The following is a 14,973-nucleotide window of genomic DNA, read 5'->3' on the forward strand; positions in this document are numbered from 1 at the left end:
CGAGAATGCTCATGCGGTCAGCCGGCGGCGCTGTTCGTTGATGCGCGGCGCCTTGTGGAACTTGCCGTCCTTCATGATGGCGAGGATACGGTTCTTGTCCTGCAGGATACGCACGTCGGCGATCGGGTCGCCGTCGATCAGCAGCATGTCGGCGAGATAGCCTTCCTTGATCATGCCGAGCTCGTCGCCCATGTTCATGATCTGCCCGCCAAATTTGGTGCCGGCCTGGATCGCTTCCATCGGCGAGAAGCCGAGCATCTCGACGAAGGTCTGGATGTCCTTGGCGTTGGTGCCCTGGGGTGTCCAGGCAAAGCCATAGTCGCCGCCGATGCAGACGCGAATGCCGCGCCGGTGCATCTTCTTCATCGTGTCCACGCACATTTCCAGCTCGCGCTCATATTCGAGCGACAGCGGCGAACCGGGCTTGATGCCCCATTGCTCGGCATGGCGCGCGGTGTTGATGAGCCATGCGATGCCCGGCGCGACGAAGTGCTTGTCCTTGACCGCCTCCAGCATGTCGAGCGCTTCCTCGTCGGCGAAGGAGGCATGGTAGATGTTCTGGATGCCGTGACGAATGCACTGCTTGACCGAGCCGGACGAGCGCGCATGCGCCGACAGCACCTTGTTGCGGCAGCGTGCCTCGGAGGCTGCCATGGCGACTTCCTCCTCCGACATCGGCGTCTCCTCGGCGCCCATGCCGGTGATGCTTTCGCCGGACAGGTTGAGCTTGATGGAATCGACGCCGTATTTGATCAGCTGGCGCACGGTGCGCCGGATCTCCTCGGGGCCGGAGACGACAATGCCGAGATTGAGGCCTTCGTGGGGAATGTGTGAGGGTGAGGAATCGCCGAGACCGCCGACAGTGGTGATCTCCGGACCGGCCGCGAGATAGCGCGGGCCGGGGAACCGACCCTGATTGATGAACTTCTTGGCGACAACATCGAGCCGCGGCTTGGCGGCCGCGGCACCCCGGCCAGCGGTGAAGCCTGCGTCGAGCACCAGCTTGGCCATCTCCATGGTGACCAGCATGTGCTCCTCGACCTCCATCATCTGGATGGGGTCGATGCCCGGCGCGTTGTTCCACGACAGATGCAGATGCGCGTCGATCATGCCCGGCATCAGCGTCGCGCCCATGCCGTCGATCGTCGTTGTGCCCCCTGGGGCGCTGCCGCTGTAGGAGGAGGACGAAGACGAGCCGAAGCGCGACGAGCCCTTGGTGATCTGCTTGATGCGGTTGCCCTGCACCAGCACCTCGCCGGTGTAGGGGTATTCACCGGTGGCGTCGAGTACGCGCACATTGGTGAACAGCGTGCTGCTCGAACCGTTTCCGTTCCAGCTGTCGTCTGCCATAACAAGCCTCCCAACTTGCCGAGCGCGTAGTTCTACGCTCGATCAAAAATCCTCACCTATCAACCCGTCTCAAAAAATCGGCGAGCTTCTGGCTGCTTTCGCGCGGGCTCTCCACCGTAGCCCAATGTCCGCACCGATCCAGCGACGAGAATACGGCGCCCTTGATCTTGTCGGCAAGCGCCTGGGCGACGCCCGGCGGATTGACCGTGTCGGCATCGCCGGTAACCAGCAGCGTCGGCGCCGAAATCCGTCTGGCGTCGACGGCGGTCGCCTTGGCCAGGGCCTCGCAGGTGCGGGCATAGGATTCCGGGTCCTGGCGCGTGATCGATTCCCGCACGAAGGCAACAGTGGCAGGCGAGGTTTCCCTGCTATGCGCCGAAATCGCGTTGGCGACGATCTGGTCGGCGATATCAGCGATGCCGCCCGACCGCGCCAGCCGGGCCCGGTTGGCGAGGCCTTGCCGCGTCGCCTCCGCCGGCTCCGCCAAGGCGCCAAACAGCGCCAGCGAGGCGACCAGCGAGGGCTGTGTGGCCGCTATCTGCTGGCAGACGATGGTGCCCATCGAATGGCCGACGAGATGCGCCTTGGTCACGCCCATGCCGTCCATGGCCCGGATGACGGCCTCGCTCATCATCTCGACGGTCAGTGGCTCGATCGGCCTTGCCGAGCGCCCTGAGCCCGGCAGGTCGATGCGCACGACACGATAGCTTGCGAGTGCCGGCATCTGCGGCTGGAACATGTTCGACGTTCCGCCAAGGCCATGGATCATCACCACCGGCATGCCTTCGCCGGTGACTTCCGCGACGATGGGACCGACAGTGACGCTTGTCATTGGACGCGCTCCGCAAACCTGTTTTCCAGCGTACCGATGCCGTCGATCTCGACGCGGACGACGTCGCCGGGCTTCAAATATCTAGGCGGGTCGAATCCGATGCCGACACCGGCCGGCGTGCCGGTGGCGATGATGTCGCCGGGCTTCAGCGTAATGCCCTGCGACAGCGTCGCGATGATGGTCGGGATATCGAAGATGAGCAGCGATATCCGCGAGTCCTGGCGAAGGTCCTCGTTGACGAAACACCGGATGCCGGCAGTTTTGAGGTCGAACTCGTCCTTGGTCACCGCCCATGGCCCCATCGGACAGAACGTATCCTGCGATTTGCCAATCAGCCACTGGCTGTATTTGCCCTGAAGGTCTCGCGCGGTGACGTCATTGACGATCGTGTAGCCCCAGACATGATCGAGCGCATCTTCCTTCGAGATGCCGCGCCCGGCCTTGCCGATGATGACAGCCAGCTCGGCCTCATAATCGATGGCCGTTGAAACGGAAGAATCGATCAGCACGCTCGCGTGGTTGGCGACGACGGATTCAGGAACCTTGGAAAAGATGATCGGGTGCTTTGGCACGGCGCCTGCGCCGGCGCTGGAATCGAAGCCGCTGCGGGCGAATTCGTGCGCGTGCTCGTGGTAATTCTTGCCGACGCAGAAGATGTTGCGGCGCGGCCGCGGGATTGGCGCCTCGATCTCGACCTGGGACAGCGGGATTGGCGAAAGGGTGCGAGGACTGCCCGCGCCGTTGCGCTCGATCAACGCAAGGATACCCGCCTCGGCACGCTCGACCGGAACATCGAAAGGCGCGACAGTCTGGGCGTCGAGGTCGACCATGCCCACACGGCGCTCGCCCGCGATCGAAAATGTCGCGACCCGCATCCAGTTTCCTCCCTGAACCTTTTTTGAACCAAAACTGGCTCTTTTACTACACGCTATAGCCCATTGGTTCAGACTTCAAGAGGGATTTCGTTTTCTGGTTCATCAAAACTGGCATACATCCGGCATAACTGATCTGAACGCTGGACCAGGCCGAGATCTTTTGCTATTTTTTGGTTCAATATTGGATCAGATTAAGTCAGCCACGAATGCCGAAACTCGTCGCCAACGACATCGCCACCATGCTCAGGAAGCGTATTTCATCCGGCGAATGGCTTGAACTGGGACGCATGCCGCCGGAGCGTGACCTTGCGGTCGAATTCGGCGTCGCGCGCAACACCGTACGCCGTGCCGTCGGCTTCCTGGAGGACGACGGCACTGTTGTCCGGCATGTCGGGCGCGGCACTTTCCTGACCGCGCCCAATCCGACTTCGATCACATCGATGGTCATGCGAATGGAAGGCACCAGCCCCGCCGACATGATGGAGATCAGGCAGTTGCTGGAACCGGCAGCGGCAGCCTTTGCCGCGACAAACGCAAGCGCGGGGGAACTGAACGCGGTTCGCGAAGCCCACCAGACCGCATCCGACGCCAGGGACATGCCGGAGTTCGAGCATTGGGACGCCGAATTCCATCACCGGGTGTTCGCCTGCTGCCGCAATGACTTCCTGAAAGAGATCCACAATCTCATGCGCGCCATTCGCAACCAGTCGCCCTGGTTCGAAATGAAGAAGCGGTCGTTCTCGGAGGAGCGCCGCCAGATCTATTGCAACGAGCATCAGGCAATCCTGGACTGCCTGTTTCACCGTGACCCAGAGGGCGCCAAGAAGGCGATGCTCACCCACCTGCGGACGGTCGAACACAATCTTTTGGGTCGTTAGAACCCGACTGGCGCGCTTGCCGGAGTGTCAGTAGGGCAGACCGACATAGTTCTCGGCTAGCGCGGTCGATGCGGCCTGCGAATGCACGAGATAGTCGAGCTCCGCTTCCTGGATACGCTGGCCGAATTCGCCGGTGTCGGGAAAGCGGTGCAGCATCGTCGTCATCCACCAGGAAAAACGTACGGCCTTCCAGACCCGCGCCAGCGCCTTGCTCGAATAGGCGGCGATACCGGCCATGGACTTGTCGGCGTAGAAGTCTCGTAAGCCGGCAAACAGATAGCGCACATCGCTGGCAGCGAGGTTGAGGCCCTTGGCTCCTGTCGGCGGCACGATATGGGCGGCGTCGCCGACCAGGAAAAGCCGGCCGAAACGCAGCGGCTCGGCAACGAAGGAGCGCAGTGGCGCGATCGATTTCTCGAACGAAGGCCCCGTGACCACGCTGGCCGCCGTCCGTTCTGGCAAGCGGCGGCGCAATTCATCCCAGAAGCGGTCGTCGGACCACGCCTCGACGCGGTCATCGAGAGGGCATTGCACATAGTAACGGCTGCGGTGCGTGGAGCGCATCGAGCACAGCGCAAAGCCCCTGCTGTGGTTGGCGTAGACCAGCTCGTGGTCAGCGGGCGGCACTTCGGCCAGCACTCCCAGCCAGCCGAACGGATACTGCCGCTCGAAGGTTTTCAGCGCACCTTCAGGCACGGATTTGCGGCTGACCCCATGATAGCCGTCGCAGCCGGCGATGAAGTCGCAATCGATGCGGTGGGTGACGCCGTCCTTCTCGTAGGTGGCGAAAGGGGCCGCGCCGTCGAAATCGTGGAGCGCGACATTTGCCGCCTCGTAGATCGTGGTCAGACCTGCCGCATCGCGCTTGTCCATCAGGTCATGCGTCACTTCGGTCTGGCCATAGACGGTGACATGTCTGCCGCCGGTCAGTGCCGCCAGATCGATACGGTGCAGGCGACCATCGAAGGCGAGCGAGATGCCGCCATGCGGCAGTCCTTCGGCGTGCAGCCTTGTCGCGGCACCCGCCTCTTCCAGCAATTCGACGGTGCCTTGCTCGAGCACGCCGGCGCGCACCCGGCCAAGCACATGCTCGCGGCTCGAACGCTCGAGAATGACGGTTTCGACGCCAATGCCGGCCAGAAGCTGCCCGAGCAGCAGGCCGGATGGTCCCGAACCCACAATGACAACCTGAGTACGGGGCAATTTTTTGTTCTCATGCATGTCGTTATCCCAAAACCGCAGGGCATTTTTGGGCGACATGCATCAACGCCCAAGGCTTTCGATCTGCCCGGCCAGTTCGGCGGCAAGCCGCAGCGAGGCCGCCGTCGCCACGACCATTTGCGGCAGCAGCAGCCATTCGAGCGTCCACGCCGCGCCCGACCGCTCCTGCTCATGGACCAGCGCCTGATGCATGCCGGACACTTGCGTGGCATTGAAGCGGGCAAGCGCCACCAGGGCCTCGGCCTTCACCGGATTCTGCTTGTGCGGCATGGCTGAAGAGCCGCCACCGCCCGAAAGCTTGATATCGACGACACTGAGCGCCATCAGCGCAATGTCCTGGCCGAACTTGCCGAGGCTGCCGGTCACCAGCGACAGCCAGCCGGCAAAATCGGCGAGCGCGTCGCGCTGGCTTTGCCATTGCGGCGCATCGCCAAGACCCAGTTTTGCGGCAAGCGCTGCGCGCACCGTCGGCCCCTTGTCGCCCAGCTTTTCCAGCGTGCCGGCGGCACCGCCGAACTGCACCACGAGCAGCCGCACGGCCTGTTCGACCAATCTTTCCCGATGCCGCTGCAACGGCGCTCGCCAGGCATTGACGCGGTCCGAAACCCGAATGGGGATCGCCGGCTGCATCCGCGTCATCCCGGTCAGCCCCCTGCTCCCGAAGCGGTCTTCAAGCGTCGTAAGTCGCAGGATATTTTCGGTCAGAAGCAGGCCGAGATGCTCGACCACGGACTTCAACCGAAGCATCAGGGCGGTATCGATGACATCCTGGCTGGTCGCCCCGAAATGCGCGGAAGCGCCATGCCGTTCGCCGATCGCCGCGCGGATCTGGCGCACCAGTTCGGGAACCATGACGCCGTCCTTGGCGACACCGGCGCGAAGCAAGGCTGTGTCCGGCCGGAACGAGGACAGCGCCGACGTGATCGCGTCCGCCGCATCGCTGGCGATGATACCGTTTTCGGCCTCTGCCTGAGCTAAAGCATGCTCGAAAGCCAGCATCGCTGCAATCTCGGCCTCGACGGAGAAATGCCTGGCCGTCTCCTCGTCGCCGAGAAGGCCGGAAAGCAGCGGATGGTCGAAGGGCGATACGGTCATGTCGTGAGCACGGTCAGCTGTCGAAGAAGACCGTCTCCTTTTCACCCTGGAGATGGACGTCGAAGACGTAGGTATCGCCCTCGCGCTCGGCGATCAGCGTCGGCACGCGGATGCAGTGTTCGATGCGCGCCAGGATCGGATCCTCGGCATTGGCCGTTTCCTCGTCGGAAAAATACAGCCGCGTCTGCAAGCCGATATTGATGCCGCGCGCCACGATCCAGAGACTGACATGCGGCGCCATCGGGCGACCATCACGAAATGGCACGCGACCGGGCTTGATCGTCTCGAACACGCAAAGGCCGGTGTCCATGTCGGTCGGGCAGCGGCCCCAGCCGAGGAAATTGGGATCGGGAGCGCCACGCAGTTCGGCCGGCGAATTGTAGAGGCCCTCGCTGTCCGCCTGCCAGATCTCGATCAAAGCGTCCTTGAGCGGCGTACCGGAGCCGTCGAGTACGCGGATGTGCAGGTTGATGCGCTCACCCCTGGTCTTGTCGTTGACCATGGCCGCGCCAAGGTCGCTCGCATAGACGCCACCGATGCCGCAGAAATTGGGCGTCAGCCCGATATGAACGTAGGGTCCCGCTGTCTGCGAAGGGCTTTCCTTAAGCCGGCTAATGGATTGCGCCATCAATTGCCCTCCAGCCGGTTTTCGAATAGCGCCGAGCGGCGCCCGCGCAGCACGATGTCGAACTTGTAGGCGAGCGCATCCATGGGGATCGTCGCCTGCGTGTCGAGAGTGGCGGTCAGCGCTTCGATGGCCGCCTTGTCGGCGATGCCGCGCACGATCGGGCATTTCCAGATCAGCGGATCGCCCTCGAAATACATCTGCGTGATCAGCCGCTGCGCGAAGCCATGGCCGAACACCGAGAAGTGGATATGAGCGGGGCGCCAGTCATTGGGGCCGTTCGGCCAGGGATAGGGACCCGGCTTGACCGTCCGGAAAGCATAGCCGCCGTCCTCGCCGGTGATGGTGCGGCCGCAGCCGCCAAAATTCGGATCGAGCGCCGCCAGATAGCCGTCCCTCTTGTGGCGATAGCGGCCACCGGCATTGGCCTGCCAGAACTCGAGCAGCACGCCGGGAACACCCATGCCGCGCTCGTCAAGCAACCGCCCATAGACGATGAGGCGCTCGCCGATGGCACTCTCGCCCGGCTTTGCAAAATTGTGGATCAGGTCGTCGTCGAGCTCGCCGAGCATGGCGTGGCCGAAGACCGGGCCGGTGATCTCCGACAGGGTGTTGTCGAACGACAGCAGCGCCTTCTGCGGCGAGCGCAGCACCGAACTCTTGTAGCCCGGCGTCAGTGCGGGCGGATGCCACGTACGATCGCGCTGGAAGAAGGCGCCGGTTTCCGGCCTTCGATTCGAGCCGGAATCAGCCGACATGATCAGCCTTGCCCCCATCCATTTCCGAAAACACCTCCTTGGCGATCTTGAAGGCGCGGTTGGCGGCCGGCACGCCGGCATAGACAGCGACATGCAGGAAGGCCTCGCAGATATCGTCGCGAGAGGCGCCGGTGTTGACGGTGGCACGCACATGCATGGCGACCTCATCGTCGTGGCCAAGCGCGGCCAGCAGCGCCAGGGTCACGATCGAACGCTCGCGCCTGGTGAAGCCCGGCCGCGCCCACACCGTGCCCCATGCCGCCTCGGTGATCAATTGCTGGAAGGGCTGGTCGAAATCCGTGGCCACCGCTTCGGCGCGGTCGACATGCGGGTCGCCGAGCACGGACCGCCGGACCGCCAGCCCGGCCTGGTATCGGCTTGCGTTGTGGGGAGCTTCATCCATGAGTTCTTGTTCCAGAGGGAAGCGAGGCGAGGAAATCTCGGATCAGGTCAACCATTAGGTCGGGCTGCTCGATGCAGGGAATATGGCCGGCGTTGCGAATGACCTCGAAGCGCGCACCGGGAATAAGGTCCGCCAGCGAGCGGACCAGCTCGGGCGGTGTCGAACCGTCGTGGGCACCGACGATGCAGAGCGTGGGGACAGCAATTCGCCTGGCCATCTCGGTAAAATCGGCGTCGCGAACAGCGGCACACGTTCCGATGTAACCGGCGAGCGCTTGCCGGGTCAGCATGTTGCGACAGCCGGCAAGCTCTGCCGAACGCTGGGAATGAAAGGCTGGCGTGAACCACACTTTGAGCACGCCTTCGGCAACGGCCTGGATGCCGTCGCGCTCGACCGTTGCGATGCGTGTGTTCCAGCTGTCGGCCGTGCCGATCTTGTGAGCGGTGTCGCACAGGATCAGGGCGTCGATGATGTCGGGGCGCCGGGCATACAGACCTTGCGCGATCAGGCCGCCGACCGACAGGCCGCACAGCACGATCTTGTCGAGGCCAAAATGATCGATGAGGCCGGAGAGATCGTCGACATGGTCGTCGATGGAGCGGATGCCGGCGCCGATATCGGAGAGCCCATGGCCGCGCTTGTCGTAGGCAAGCAAGGGTATTTCGCCACTCAAGGCGGACGCAACCTCGTCCCAGATCCGGAAGTCGGTGCCAAGCGAATTGATGAACACGACCGGGCGCGCTTTGCCGTTCGCCTTGATATGGCGATGGTGCAGCGTGACGCCGCCAATGTTGAGAAAGGGCACGACTTCAATCCTCCAACGCCACATTGCACTAGGCTTTTGGTTCGGTAAAATGATATTTTGCGCCGTTTCGTTAACTTAGGGGTTAGGGAATTCATGTCTGAAAGCCGCATCCGCTTCCGCCACCTCCAGGCCTTCCTGGAGGTGGCGCGCCAGGGGAGCGTGGCGCGGGCAGCCGACTTCCTGCATGTCAGCCCGCCGGCGGTGACCAAGACCTTGCGCGAACTGGAAGAGGCGCTGGGCGTCGCTGTCGTCGAACGCGACGGGCGGGGAATTCGCGTGACGCGCATGGGCGAGATCTTCCTTGGCCATGCCGGCACGGCAATCTGCGCGCTGAAGCGCGGGGTCGATTCCGTAAGGCAGGACGGGGCCATCAACCGCCACCCCATCCGCATCGGCGCGCTGCCGACGGTGTCGGCGCGGGTGATGCCTCTGGCGATGAGCCTGTTCCTCAAGGAGAACACCGGGGCCGCGATCAAGATCGTCACCGGCGAGAATGCGGTGCTGCTCGAACAGCTGCGCGTCGGGGCTTTGGACCTTGTCGTCGGGCGGCTGGCGGCGCCGGAAAACATGACCGGCTTCTTCTTCGAGCATCTCTATTCCGAACAGGTGCTGTTCGTGGTGCGGTCGGGACATCCCCTGCTCCAGCCGGATCAGGATGTATTCGCGCAGCTCGACGAATTTCCGGTGCTGATGCCGACACGGGAATCGGTGATCCGCCCCTTTGTCGACCGCCTGTTCATCACCAACGGCATGACGGCTCCGGCAACGGAGATCGAAACGGTCTCGGACTCCTTCGGCCGCGCCTTCCTGCGGCAGAGCAATGCGGTCTGGATCATCTCCGCAGGTGTCGTTGCCAATGAGATCGGCAGCGGCGCCTTCGTCGCCCTCAACGTCAACACGGATGAAACCAAGGGGCCGGTTGGGTTGACGATGCGAACGGACATCGCCCCCTCGCCCGCCTTCTCCATCCTTCTCCAGACCATTCGCGAGGCGGCAAGCCACGGCAGTTGAAAGCGGTCATTCCACTTCGACAACGGTCGTGCGGAAGCGATGGAAGAGGATGTCGTATCCGAGTCCATTTCCATAACCCTCAGGTTAATGAAACCCCGTAAAATATCATTTTACCGAACCAAAACCGTGGTGCAATGTGATGATGGAGGATCAGAAACCATGCCATTCGTCAGCAATGACGGCATTGCGCTGCACCATCGCCAAGGACAGGCGGGCAGCAATGCCGCGTGTGACGAATTCAATGGCACGGTGGACCAGCTTCAGGCCCTGCGATGCCCGACTTTATGGACGGGCGCAGGTGTTGAACGAACCGGCGTTCGCCTCGGGCGTCGCCAACAAGGGAGGACTCACATGACCGACGGTATCGAGAGCAAATCCAGCATTCGCAGCGTCTCGCGGCGCCAGTTCATCGCCACGTCCGTCGCCGGCGGCGCGGCGCTCGCGCTTGGCGGCCGCAAGGCCTTCGCGCAGGCAGGCGACACGCTCAAAATCGGCTTCGTCAGCCCGCGCACCGGGCCGCTCGCCGGCTTCGGCCAGACCGATGGTTATGTGCTCGACCTGGCCCGCAAGGCGCTGGCCGGCGGTCTCGACATCGGCGGCAAGAAATACAGCGTCGAAATCCTCGACCAGGACACGCAGTCCGACCCGTCGCGCGCCGGGCAGCTCGCCAAGGACCTCATCAACAACCAGGCTGTAGACCTGATGCTGGCGGTTTCCACGCCCGAAGTGATCAATCCGGTGGCGGACGCCTGCGAGGCCGCCGGCGTGCCTTGCCTTTCCACCGTCATGCCTTGGGAAGCCTGGTATTTCGGCCGCGGCGCCAAGCCCGGTGCGCCCTCGCCGTTCAAGTGGACCTACCATTTCGGCTTTGGCGTCGGCGAGTTCTTCAAGGCCTACATCTCGCAATGGAACCTGATCGAGACCAACAAGAAGGTCGGCGTCATGTATCCCAACGATGCAGACGGCAACGCCATCCGCGCCAATCTGGCGCCGCTGCTGGCCAAACAGGGTTTCACCATCATCGATCCCGGCGCCTATGAGACCGGCACCACCGACTATTCCTCGCAGATCGCGCTGTTCAAGCAGGAAGGCGTCGAGATCTTCAATTCCTTCCCGATCCCGCCGGATTTCGCGGCGTTCTGGCGCCAGGCGGCCCAGCAGGGCCTGAGCAGGCAGATCAAGATCTGCCAGGTCGCCAAGACCGGGCTGTTCCCGTCGGATATCGAGGCGCTCGGCGATCTCGGCATGAAGATTTCGAGCGCCGCCTACTGGCACAAGGCCTTCCCCTACAAGTCGCCGCTGACCGGCGTCTCGGGCACGGAACTGGCCGACGGCTACGAGGCGGCGAGCGGCAAGCAGTGGACGCAGCAGCTGGGCGCCTCGATGTCGCTGCTCGACGCCGGCTTCGAAGCGCTGAAGGCGAGCACCAATGCCAAGGACAAGGCGGCGGTGGCCAAGGCGCTGAGCACGCTCAAGACCGAGACCATGATCGGCAAGGTCGATTTCACCAGCGGGCCGGTGGCCAATGTGTCGCCCGGTCCGATCATCGGCACGCAGTGGGTGGCCGCGAAGGAAGGAGCCAAGTTCCCGCTCGACTATGTGGTGACCGAGAACGCCACCGACCCGAAAGTGCCTGTCGAAGCCAAGCTTCTGCCTTACAACGGCTGATGGACCGCTGACGAGGATCGCTTCGTGACCCATCCGCAACAACAGGCGATCCTCACCGCCACCGGCGTCCACAAGCGCTTCGGCGCGCTGGTGGTGCTGGATGACATCGACTTCGCCATGGAAGCCGACGAGGCGGTCGGCATTGTCGGCCCGAACGGCGCCGGCAAGACCACGTTGCTCAGTGTGCTCTCTGGCGCCTTTCCGCCAAGCGCGGGCAAGGTCAGTTTCAAGGGCGGCGACGTGACGTCGCTTCCGGCAACACGGCGCTGCCGGCTCGGACTAGTGCGCACGCACCAGGTGCCAAAACCGTTCGGCGGCATGACCACCTTCGAGAACGTCTTCGTCGCGGCCTCGCACGGCGCCGGCCTTGGCCGCGACGAGGCGTATGAGGAAGCGCTCGGGTCGCTGAAGCTGTGCGGCATGCTGGGCGTTGCCAATCGGCGCGCCGAAACGCTTGGCCTGCTCGACCGCAAGCGGCTGGAACTGGCGCGGGCGCTGGCGGCTCGGCCGACCCTGCTTTTGCTCGACGAGATCGGCGGCGGACTGACCGACGGCGAAGCCGGCGAATTGGTCGACACCATTCGGGAATTGCGCCGGCGCAAGATCGGCATCGTCTGGATCGAGCATATCGTCCACATCCTGCTGCAGGTGGCCGAACGTCTGATCTGCATGGATGCCGGCAAGATCATCGCCGATGGCGAGCCGCAAGCTGTCATGGCCGATCCTGAGGTGATCCGCGCCTACCTCGGCGGAGGCCCGAAATGAGCCTGCTTTCGGTCGAGAACCTGGTTGTTCGGCACGGCCTGCTGCAGGCGGTGCGCGGCGTGAGCTTCAGCGCCGAACGCGGCGAGACGCTGGCGCTGGTCGGCGCCAACGGCGCCGGCAAGACGACGCTGCTCAGAGCGATTGCTGGCGCCCACCAGCCGGCGGCCGGCCAGGTGCGGTTCGACGGCGCGGATCTCACCGATGTGCCGTCTCACAAGCGGGTTGGCATGGGGATCGCCCTGGTGCCGGAGGGACGAAAACTGTTCGTGCAGATGACGGTCGAGGAAAACCTTCTGCTCGGCCGGACCGCCGGCCGGCCCGGCGACTGGAGCGTCGACAGAGTGCTGGAGATGTTCCCCAACCTCAAGGCGCGCCGCCGCGCCAAGACGGGTCATCTGTCGGGCGGCGAGCAACAGGCAACGGCGATCGGCCGGGCGCTGATGAGCAATCCCGACCTGCTGCTGCTCGACGAGGTTTCGCTCGGCCTGTCGCCGCTGATCGTCGATCGCGTCTATGCCTCGCTGCAGACGCTGATCACCTCGGGCACGACGATCATCCTGGTCGAACAGGATCTCAATCGCGCCCTGTCCGTGTCGGACAGGGTCATCTGCATGCTGGAAGGACGCGTTTCGCTGGAAGGGCCGAGCAAAAGCATGTCGCGCGACGATGTGACGAAGGCCTATTTCGGCCTTCACAAGGCAGGTGCCGGGAGCGTGTCGGCGTGAGCAACCAGATCGTCCAGGGCATCCTTCTCGGCGGCTATTACGCAATCATCGCCTGCGGCTTGTCCTTCATGTTTTCGGTGATGCGCATCATCAATCTGGCGCATGGCAGCCTCGCCGTGTTTTCGGCCTATATGCTGTGGTGGCTCGCCTCGCGGTTCCATGTCCCGCCATTCCTCGGCCTGCTTATCGTATTGCCGCTGATGGCGGCGATCGGCTGGGCGCTGCAACGGTTCCTTTTGGAACGCAGCGCGCGCGGCGGGGCGCTGTTGCCGATCCTCACCACCTTCGGGCTGGCTGTTGTCATCGACAACATGCTGTTCGAGCAGTTCGGCGCCGACACCCGTTCGCTGGCGCCCTTCATCGGCAGCCTGTCCTATGATTCCTGGGAATGGCCGGGCAGCATCTATGTCGGCAAGCTCGCAGTGATGATGTTCATGACCGCCATGGTGCTGCTTGGTGGGCTGCAACTGTTCCTGACCCGAACCAGGCTCGGCCGCTCGATCCGCGCGACATCGGAAGACCCCGACACCGCCGGGCTGGTCGGCGTCGACGCGCGCCGCGCCAACGCCATTGCCGCGTCCATCGCCATGGTCACGGTCGGCATTGCCGGCGCGTTCCTCGGCATGCGCGCCACTTTCGATCCCTATGCCGGTACGCCGCAATTGCTGTTTGCGTTCGAGGCGGCGGTCATCGGCGGCGCCGGCTCGCTGTGGGGCACTCTGATCGGCGGCATCGTGCTGGCGCTCGCCCAGACGCTTGGCGCGCAAGTGCATCCGCAAGGTTTTCTGATCGGCGGCCACGCCGTCTTCCTGATCGTGCTGTTCGTGCGGCTCTCCACTTCGGGCCTCGGCCTGCGCGGCCTGCTCAGCCTGCGCTTCGGGAAAGCGTCATGAGCGTGCCTTCCGCCATGCCTGTCATCGAACGCGGCACCGCGACGTCGCGCATCGCGGCAATTGCAGTAGCCTTGATCATCGCACTGCTGGCGATTGCGCCGCAATTCCTGTCGGCTGGCGCGGTCGACCGGATGACCGCGCTGTTTATCTATGTGATCCTGGCGGCGATGTGGAACGCACTGGCCGGCTTCGGCGGACTGGTTTCGGTCGGCCAGCAGGTGTTCTTCGGCCTCGGCGCCTATTTCGCCATCCGGCTGGCCGATGCCGGGCTCAACCCTTTCGCCTCGCTTTTCGTTTCGGGGATCGTTGTTGGCGCCGTCTCCTGGCCGCTCTCGCTGTTCATGCTCAGGCTGAAGAACGGCGAATTCGCCATCGGCATGTGGGTGATCGCGGCGCTGACCCATCTGCTGGTCAATCTCGACCGGCTGGTGCAAGGCGAAACCGGCACATCGCTGATCTCGCTCAACGTCTATGACGCAGGAACAAGACGGGCAACGATCTACTGGCTGGCGCTGGCCTCGATGACCGCCCTGCTCGCCATCCTGTTTGGCCTGCTGCGCGGCAGCACGGGTGCCGCGATCCGCGCGATCCGGGACAATGAGGATGCCGCCGCCTCGGTCGGCGTGCGCGTCACCGGCACCAAGCGGCTGCTGTTCGTGCTTGCCGCCTTCGGCATCGGCATTGCCGGCGCGCTGTGGCTGGCGACGTCCATCACCTTCCAGCCAAAAACCTACTTCAACGTCCAGTGGACCGCCTACATGATCTTCATGGTTCTGGTCGGCGGCATCGGCACCTTCGAGGGCGCCATTCTCGGCGCGCTGGTGTTCTTCCTGATCGAGACCTGGTTTGGCGGCACCGGCGTCTGGTATCTGGTCGGGCTTGGCGCCACCGCCGTGCTGTTCTCGCTCTTCCTGCCGCGCGGCCTGTGGGGGACGGTCGATGAGCGCTTCGGCCTGCGCCTGCTGCCTGTTGGCTACCGCGTCAGGCTTCCGGCGAACCCGGAAAGTCAGGGAGACGACGGCGCAGCGCCCTCCCCGCAAACCACAAGGCATCAGGAGAAAGCATGACC

General features: G+C 63.7%; 16 protein-coding genes. 7 read left to right on the plus strand and 9 right to left on the minus strand.

What is annotated here, in order from left to right:
• Positions 1-9: 9 nt before the first annotated feature.
• Genes ABVQ20_RS18000 through ABVQ20_RS18010 form a run of 3 tightly spaced genes read right to left on the minus strand, consistent with a single transcriptional unit; the run spans position 10 to position 3,057 of the window.
• Positions 10-1,350, minus strand: a complete 1,341-nt coding sequence (locus tag ABVQ20_RS18000; RefSeq protein ID WP_354460850.1) for a metal-dependent hydrolase family protein — start codon at positions 1,348-1,350, stop codon at positions 10-12.
• A 52-nt stretch (positions 1,351-1,402) separates the two neighbouring features.
• On the minus strand, positions 1,403-2,182 hold the full coding sequence (locus ABVQ20_RS18005; protein WP_354460851.1) for an alpha/beta fold hydrolase: 780 nt from the start codon (positions 2,180-2,182) through the stop codon (positions 1,403-1,405).
• Positions 2,179-3,057, minus strand: a complete 879-nt coding sequence (locus tag ABVQ20_RS18010) for a fumarylacetoacetate hydrolase family protein (RefSeq protein WP_354460852.1) — start codon at positions 3,055-3,057, stop codon at positions 2,179-2,181. The genes ABVQ20_RS18005 and ABVQ20_RS18010 overlap by 4 nt, the downstream gene beginning before the upstream one ends.
• Positions 3,058-3,263: 206 nt before the next feature.
• Here ABVQ20_RS18010 and ABVQ20_RS18015 point away from each other — a divergent pair, with 206 nt between their 5' ends.
• Positions 3,264-3,935 (plus strand): FadR/GntR family transcriptional regulator, encoded by a 672-nt coding sequence (locus tag ABVQ20_RS18015; RefSeq protein ID WP_354460853.1) that lies wholly within the window; start codon positions 3,264-3,266, stop codon positions 3,933-3,935.
• A gap of 27 nt (positions 3,936-3,962) precedes the next feature.
• Here ABVQ20_RS18015 and pobA read toward each other — a convergent pair whose 3' ends face one another.
• Genes pobA through pcaD form a run of 6 tightly spaced genes read right to left on the minus strand, consistent with a single transcriptional unit; the run spans position 3,963 to position 8,842 of the window.
• Positions 3,963-5,156: a 4-hydroxybenzoate 3-monooxygenase gene (pobA, locus tag ABVQ20_RS18020; protein WP_354460854.1), complete on the minus strand. Its 1,194-nt coding sequence runs from the start codon at positions 5,154-5,156 to the stop codon at positions 3,963-3,965.
• 42 nt (positions 5,157-5,198) lie between these two features.
• Positions 5,199-6,251 carry a 3-carboxy-cis,cis-muconate cycloisomerase gene (locus ABVQ20_RS18025; protein ID WP_354460855.1) on the minus strand — a complete coding sequence of 351 codons (1,053 nt, stop codon included), beginning with the start codon at positions 6,249-6,251 and terminating at the stop codon, positions 5,199-5,201.
• A gap of 13 nt (positions 6,252-6,264) precedes the next feature.
• Positions 6,265-6,879, minus strand: a complete 615-nt coding sequence (gene pcaG / locus ABVQ20_RS18030; RefSeq protein WP_354460856.1) for a protocatechuate 3,4-dioxygenase subunit alpha — start codon at positions 6,877-6,879, stop codon at positions 6,265-6,267.
• Positions 6,879-7,634: a protocatechuate 3,4-dioxygenase subunit beta gene (gene pcaH, locus ABVQ20_RS18035; RefSeq protein ID WP_354460857.1), complete on the minus strand. Its 756-nt coding sequence runs from the start codon at positions 7,632-7,634 to the stop codon at positions 6,879-6,881. Before pcaH ends, pcaG begins: the two co-directional genes overlap by 1 nt.
• Entirely contained in the window at positions 7,624-8,037 is a 414-nt protein-coding gene (gene pcaC / locus ABVQ20_RS18040) for a 4-carboxymuconolactone decarboxylase (protein WP_354460858.1), read from the minus strand. The genes pcaH and pcaC overlap by 11 nt, the downstream gene beginning before the upstream one ends.
• On the minus strand, positions 8,030-8,842 hold the full coding sequence (gene pcaD, locus ABVQ20_RS18045; protein ID WP_354460859.1) for a 3-oxoadipate enol-lactonase: 813 nt from the start codon (positions 8,840-8,842) through the stop codon (positions 8,030-8,032). The genes pcaC and pcaD overlap by 8 nt, the downstream gene beginning before the upstream one ends.
• 93 nt (positions 8,843-8,935) lie before the next feature.
• On the opposite strand from pcaD, the gene pcaQ reads away from it, so the two are divergent.
• The 6 genes from pcaQ to ABVQ20_RS18075 all read left to right on the plus strand — a co-directional run bounded on the left by pcaQ (position 8,936) and on the right by ABVQ20_RS18075 (position 14,971).
• Positions 8,936-9,853: a pca operon transcription factor PcaQ gene (gene pcaQ / locus ABVQ20_RS18050; protein WP_354460860.1), complete on the plus strand. Its 918-nt coding sequence runs from the start codon at positions 8,936-8,938 to the stop codon at positions 9,851-9,853.
• A 351-nt stretch (positions 9,854-10,204) separates the two neighbouring features.
• Positions 10,205-11,521: an ABC transporter substrate-binding protein gene (locus ABVQ20_RS18055; RefSeq protein WP_354460861.1), complete on the plus strand. Its 1,317-nt coding sequence runs from the start codon at positions 10,205-10,207 to the stop codon at positions 11,519-11,521.
• Positions 11,522-11,545: 24 nt separating this feature from the next.
• Entirely contained in the window at positions 11,546-12,286 is a 741-nt protein-coding gene (locus ABVQ20_RS18060) for an ABC transporter ATP-binding protein (RefSeq protein WP_354460862.1), read from the plus strand.
• Complete coding sequence (locus ABVQ20_RS18065) at positions 12,283-13,011, plus strand: ABC transporter ATP-binding protein (protein WP_354460863.1); 729 nt, start codon at positions 12,283-12,285, stop codon at positions 13,009-13,011. Before ABVQ20_RS18060 ends, ABVQ20_RS18065 begins: the two co-directional genes overlap by 4 nt.
• Positions 13,008-13,904 (plus strand): branched-chain amino acid ABC transporter permease, encoded by an 897-nt coding sequence (locus ABVQ20_RS18070; protein WP_354460864.1) that lies wholly within the window; start codon positions 13,008-13,010, stop codon positions 13,902-13,904. The genes ABVQ20_RS18065 and ABVQ20_RS18070 overlap by 4 nt, the downstream gene beginning before the upstream one ends.
• Positions 13,901-14,971: a branched-chain amino acid ABC transporter permease gene (locus tag ABVQ20_RS18075; protein ID WP_354460865.1), complete on the plus strand. Its 1,071-nt coding sequence runs from the start codon at positions 13,901-13,903 to the stop codon at positions 14,969-14,971. The genes ABVQ20_RS18070 and ABVQ20_RS18075 overlap by 4 nt, the downstream gene beginning before the upstream one ends.
• The last annotated feature ends 2 nt before the right edge of the window (positions 14,972-14,973 follow it).

The organism is Mesorhizobium shangrilense (assembly GCF_040537815.1).
In the GTDB taxonomy this organism is placed as follows: domain Bacteria; phylum Pseudomonadota; class Alphaproteobacteria; order Rhizobiales; family Rhizobiaceae; genus Mesorhizobium; species Mesorhizobium shangrilense.

Excerpts from the sequence above, each read along its gene's own strand:
- ABVQ20_RS18010 (WP_354460852.1), bottom strand. The coding sequence starts at position 3,057 with ATGCGGGTCGCGACATTTTCGATCGCGGGCGAGCGCCGTGTGGGCATG.
- ABVQ20_RS18055 (WP_354460861.1), top strand. The coding sequence starts at position 10,205 with ATGACCGACGGTATCGAGAGCAAATCCAGCATTCGCAGCGTCTCGCGG.
- ABVQ20_RS18065 (WP_354460863.1), top strand. The coding sequence starts at position 12,283 with ATGAGCCTGCTTTCGGTCGAGAACCTGGTTGTTCGGCACGGCCTGCTG.
- ABVQ20_RS18025 (WP_354460855.1), bottom strand. The coding sequence starts at position 6,251 with ATGACCGTATCGCCCTTCGACCATCCGCTGCTTTCCGGCCTTCTCGGC.
- ABVQ20_RS18005 (WP_354460851.1), bottom strand. The coding sequence starts at position 2,182 with ATGACAAGCGTCACTGTCGGTCCCATCGTCGCGGAAGTCACCGGCGAA.
- pcaC (WP_354460858.1), bottom strand. The coding sequence starts at position 8,037 with ATGGATGAAGCTCCCCACAACGCAAGCCGATACCAGGCCGGGCTGGCG.
- pcaG (WP_354460856.1), bottom strand. The coding sequence starts at position 6,879 with ATGGCGCAATCCATTAGCCGGCTTAAGGAAAGCCCTTCGCAGACAGCG.
- pcaQ (WP_354460860.1), top strand. The coding sequence starts at position 8,936 with ATGTCTGAAAGCCGCATCCGCTTCCGCCACCTCCAGGCCTTCCTGGAG.
- ABVQ20_RS18075 (WP_354460865.1), top strand. The coding sequence starts at position 13,901 with ATGAGCGTGCCTTCCGCCATGCCTGTCATCGAACGCGGCACCGCGACG.
- ABVQ20_RS18015 (WP_354460853.1), top strand. The coding sequence starts at position 3,264 with ATGCCGAAACTCGTCGCCAACGACATCGCCACCATGCTCAGGAAGCGT.
- ABVQ20_RS18000 (WP_354460850.1), bottom strand. The coding sequence starts at position 1,350 with ATGGCAGACGACAGCTGGAACGGAAACGGTTCGAGCAGCACGCTGTTC.
- pobA (WP_354460854.1), bottom strand. The coding sequence starts at position 5,156 with ATGCATGAGAACAAAAAATTGCCCCGTACTCAGGTTGTCATTGTGGGT.
- pcaH (WP_354460857.1), bottom strand. The coding sequence starts at position 7,634 with ATGTCGGCTGATTCCGGCTCGAATCGAAGGCCGGAAACCGGCGCCTTC.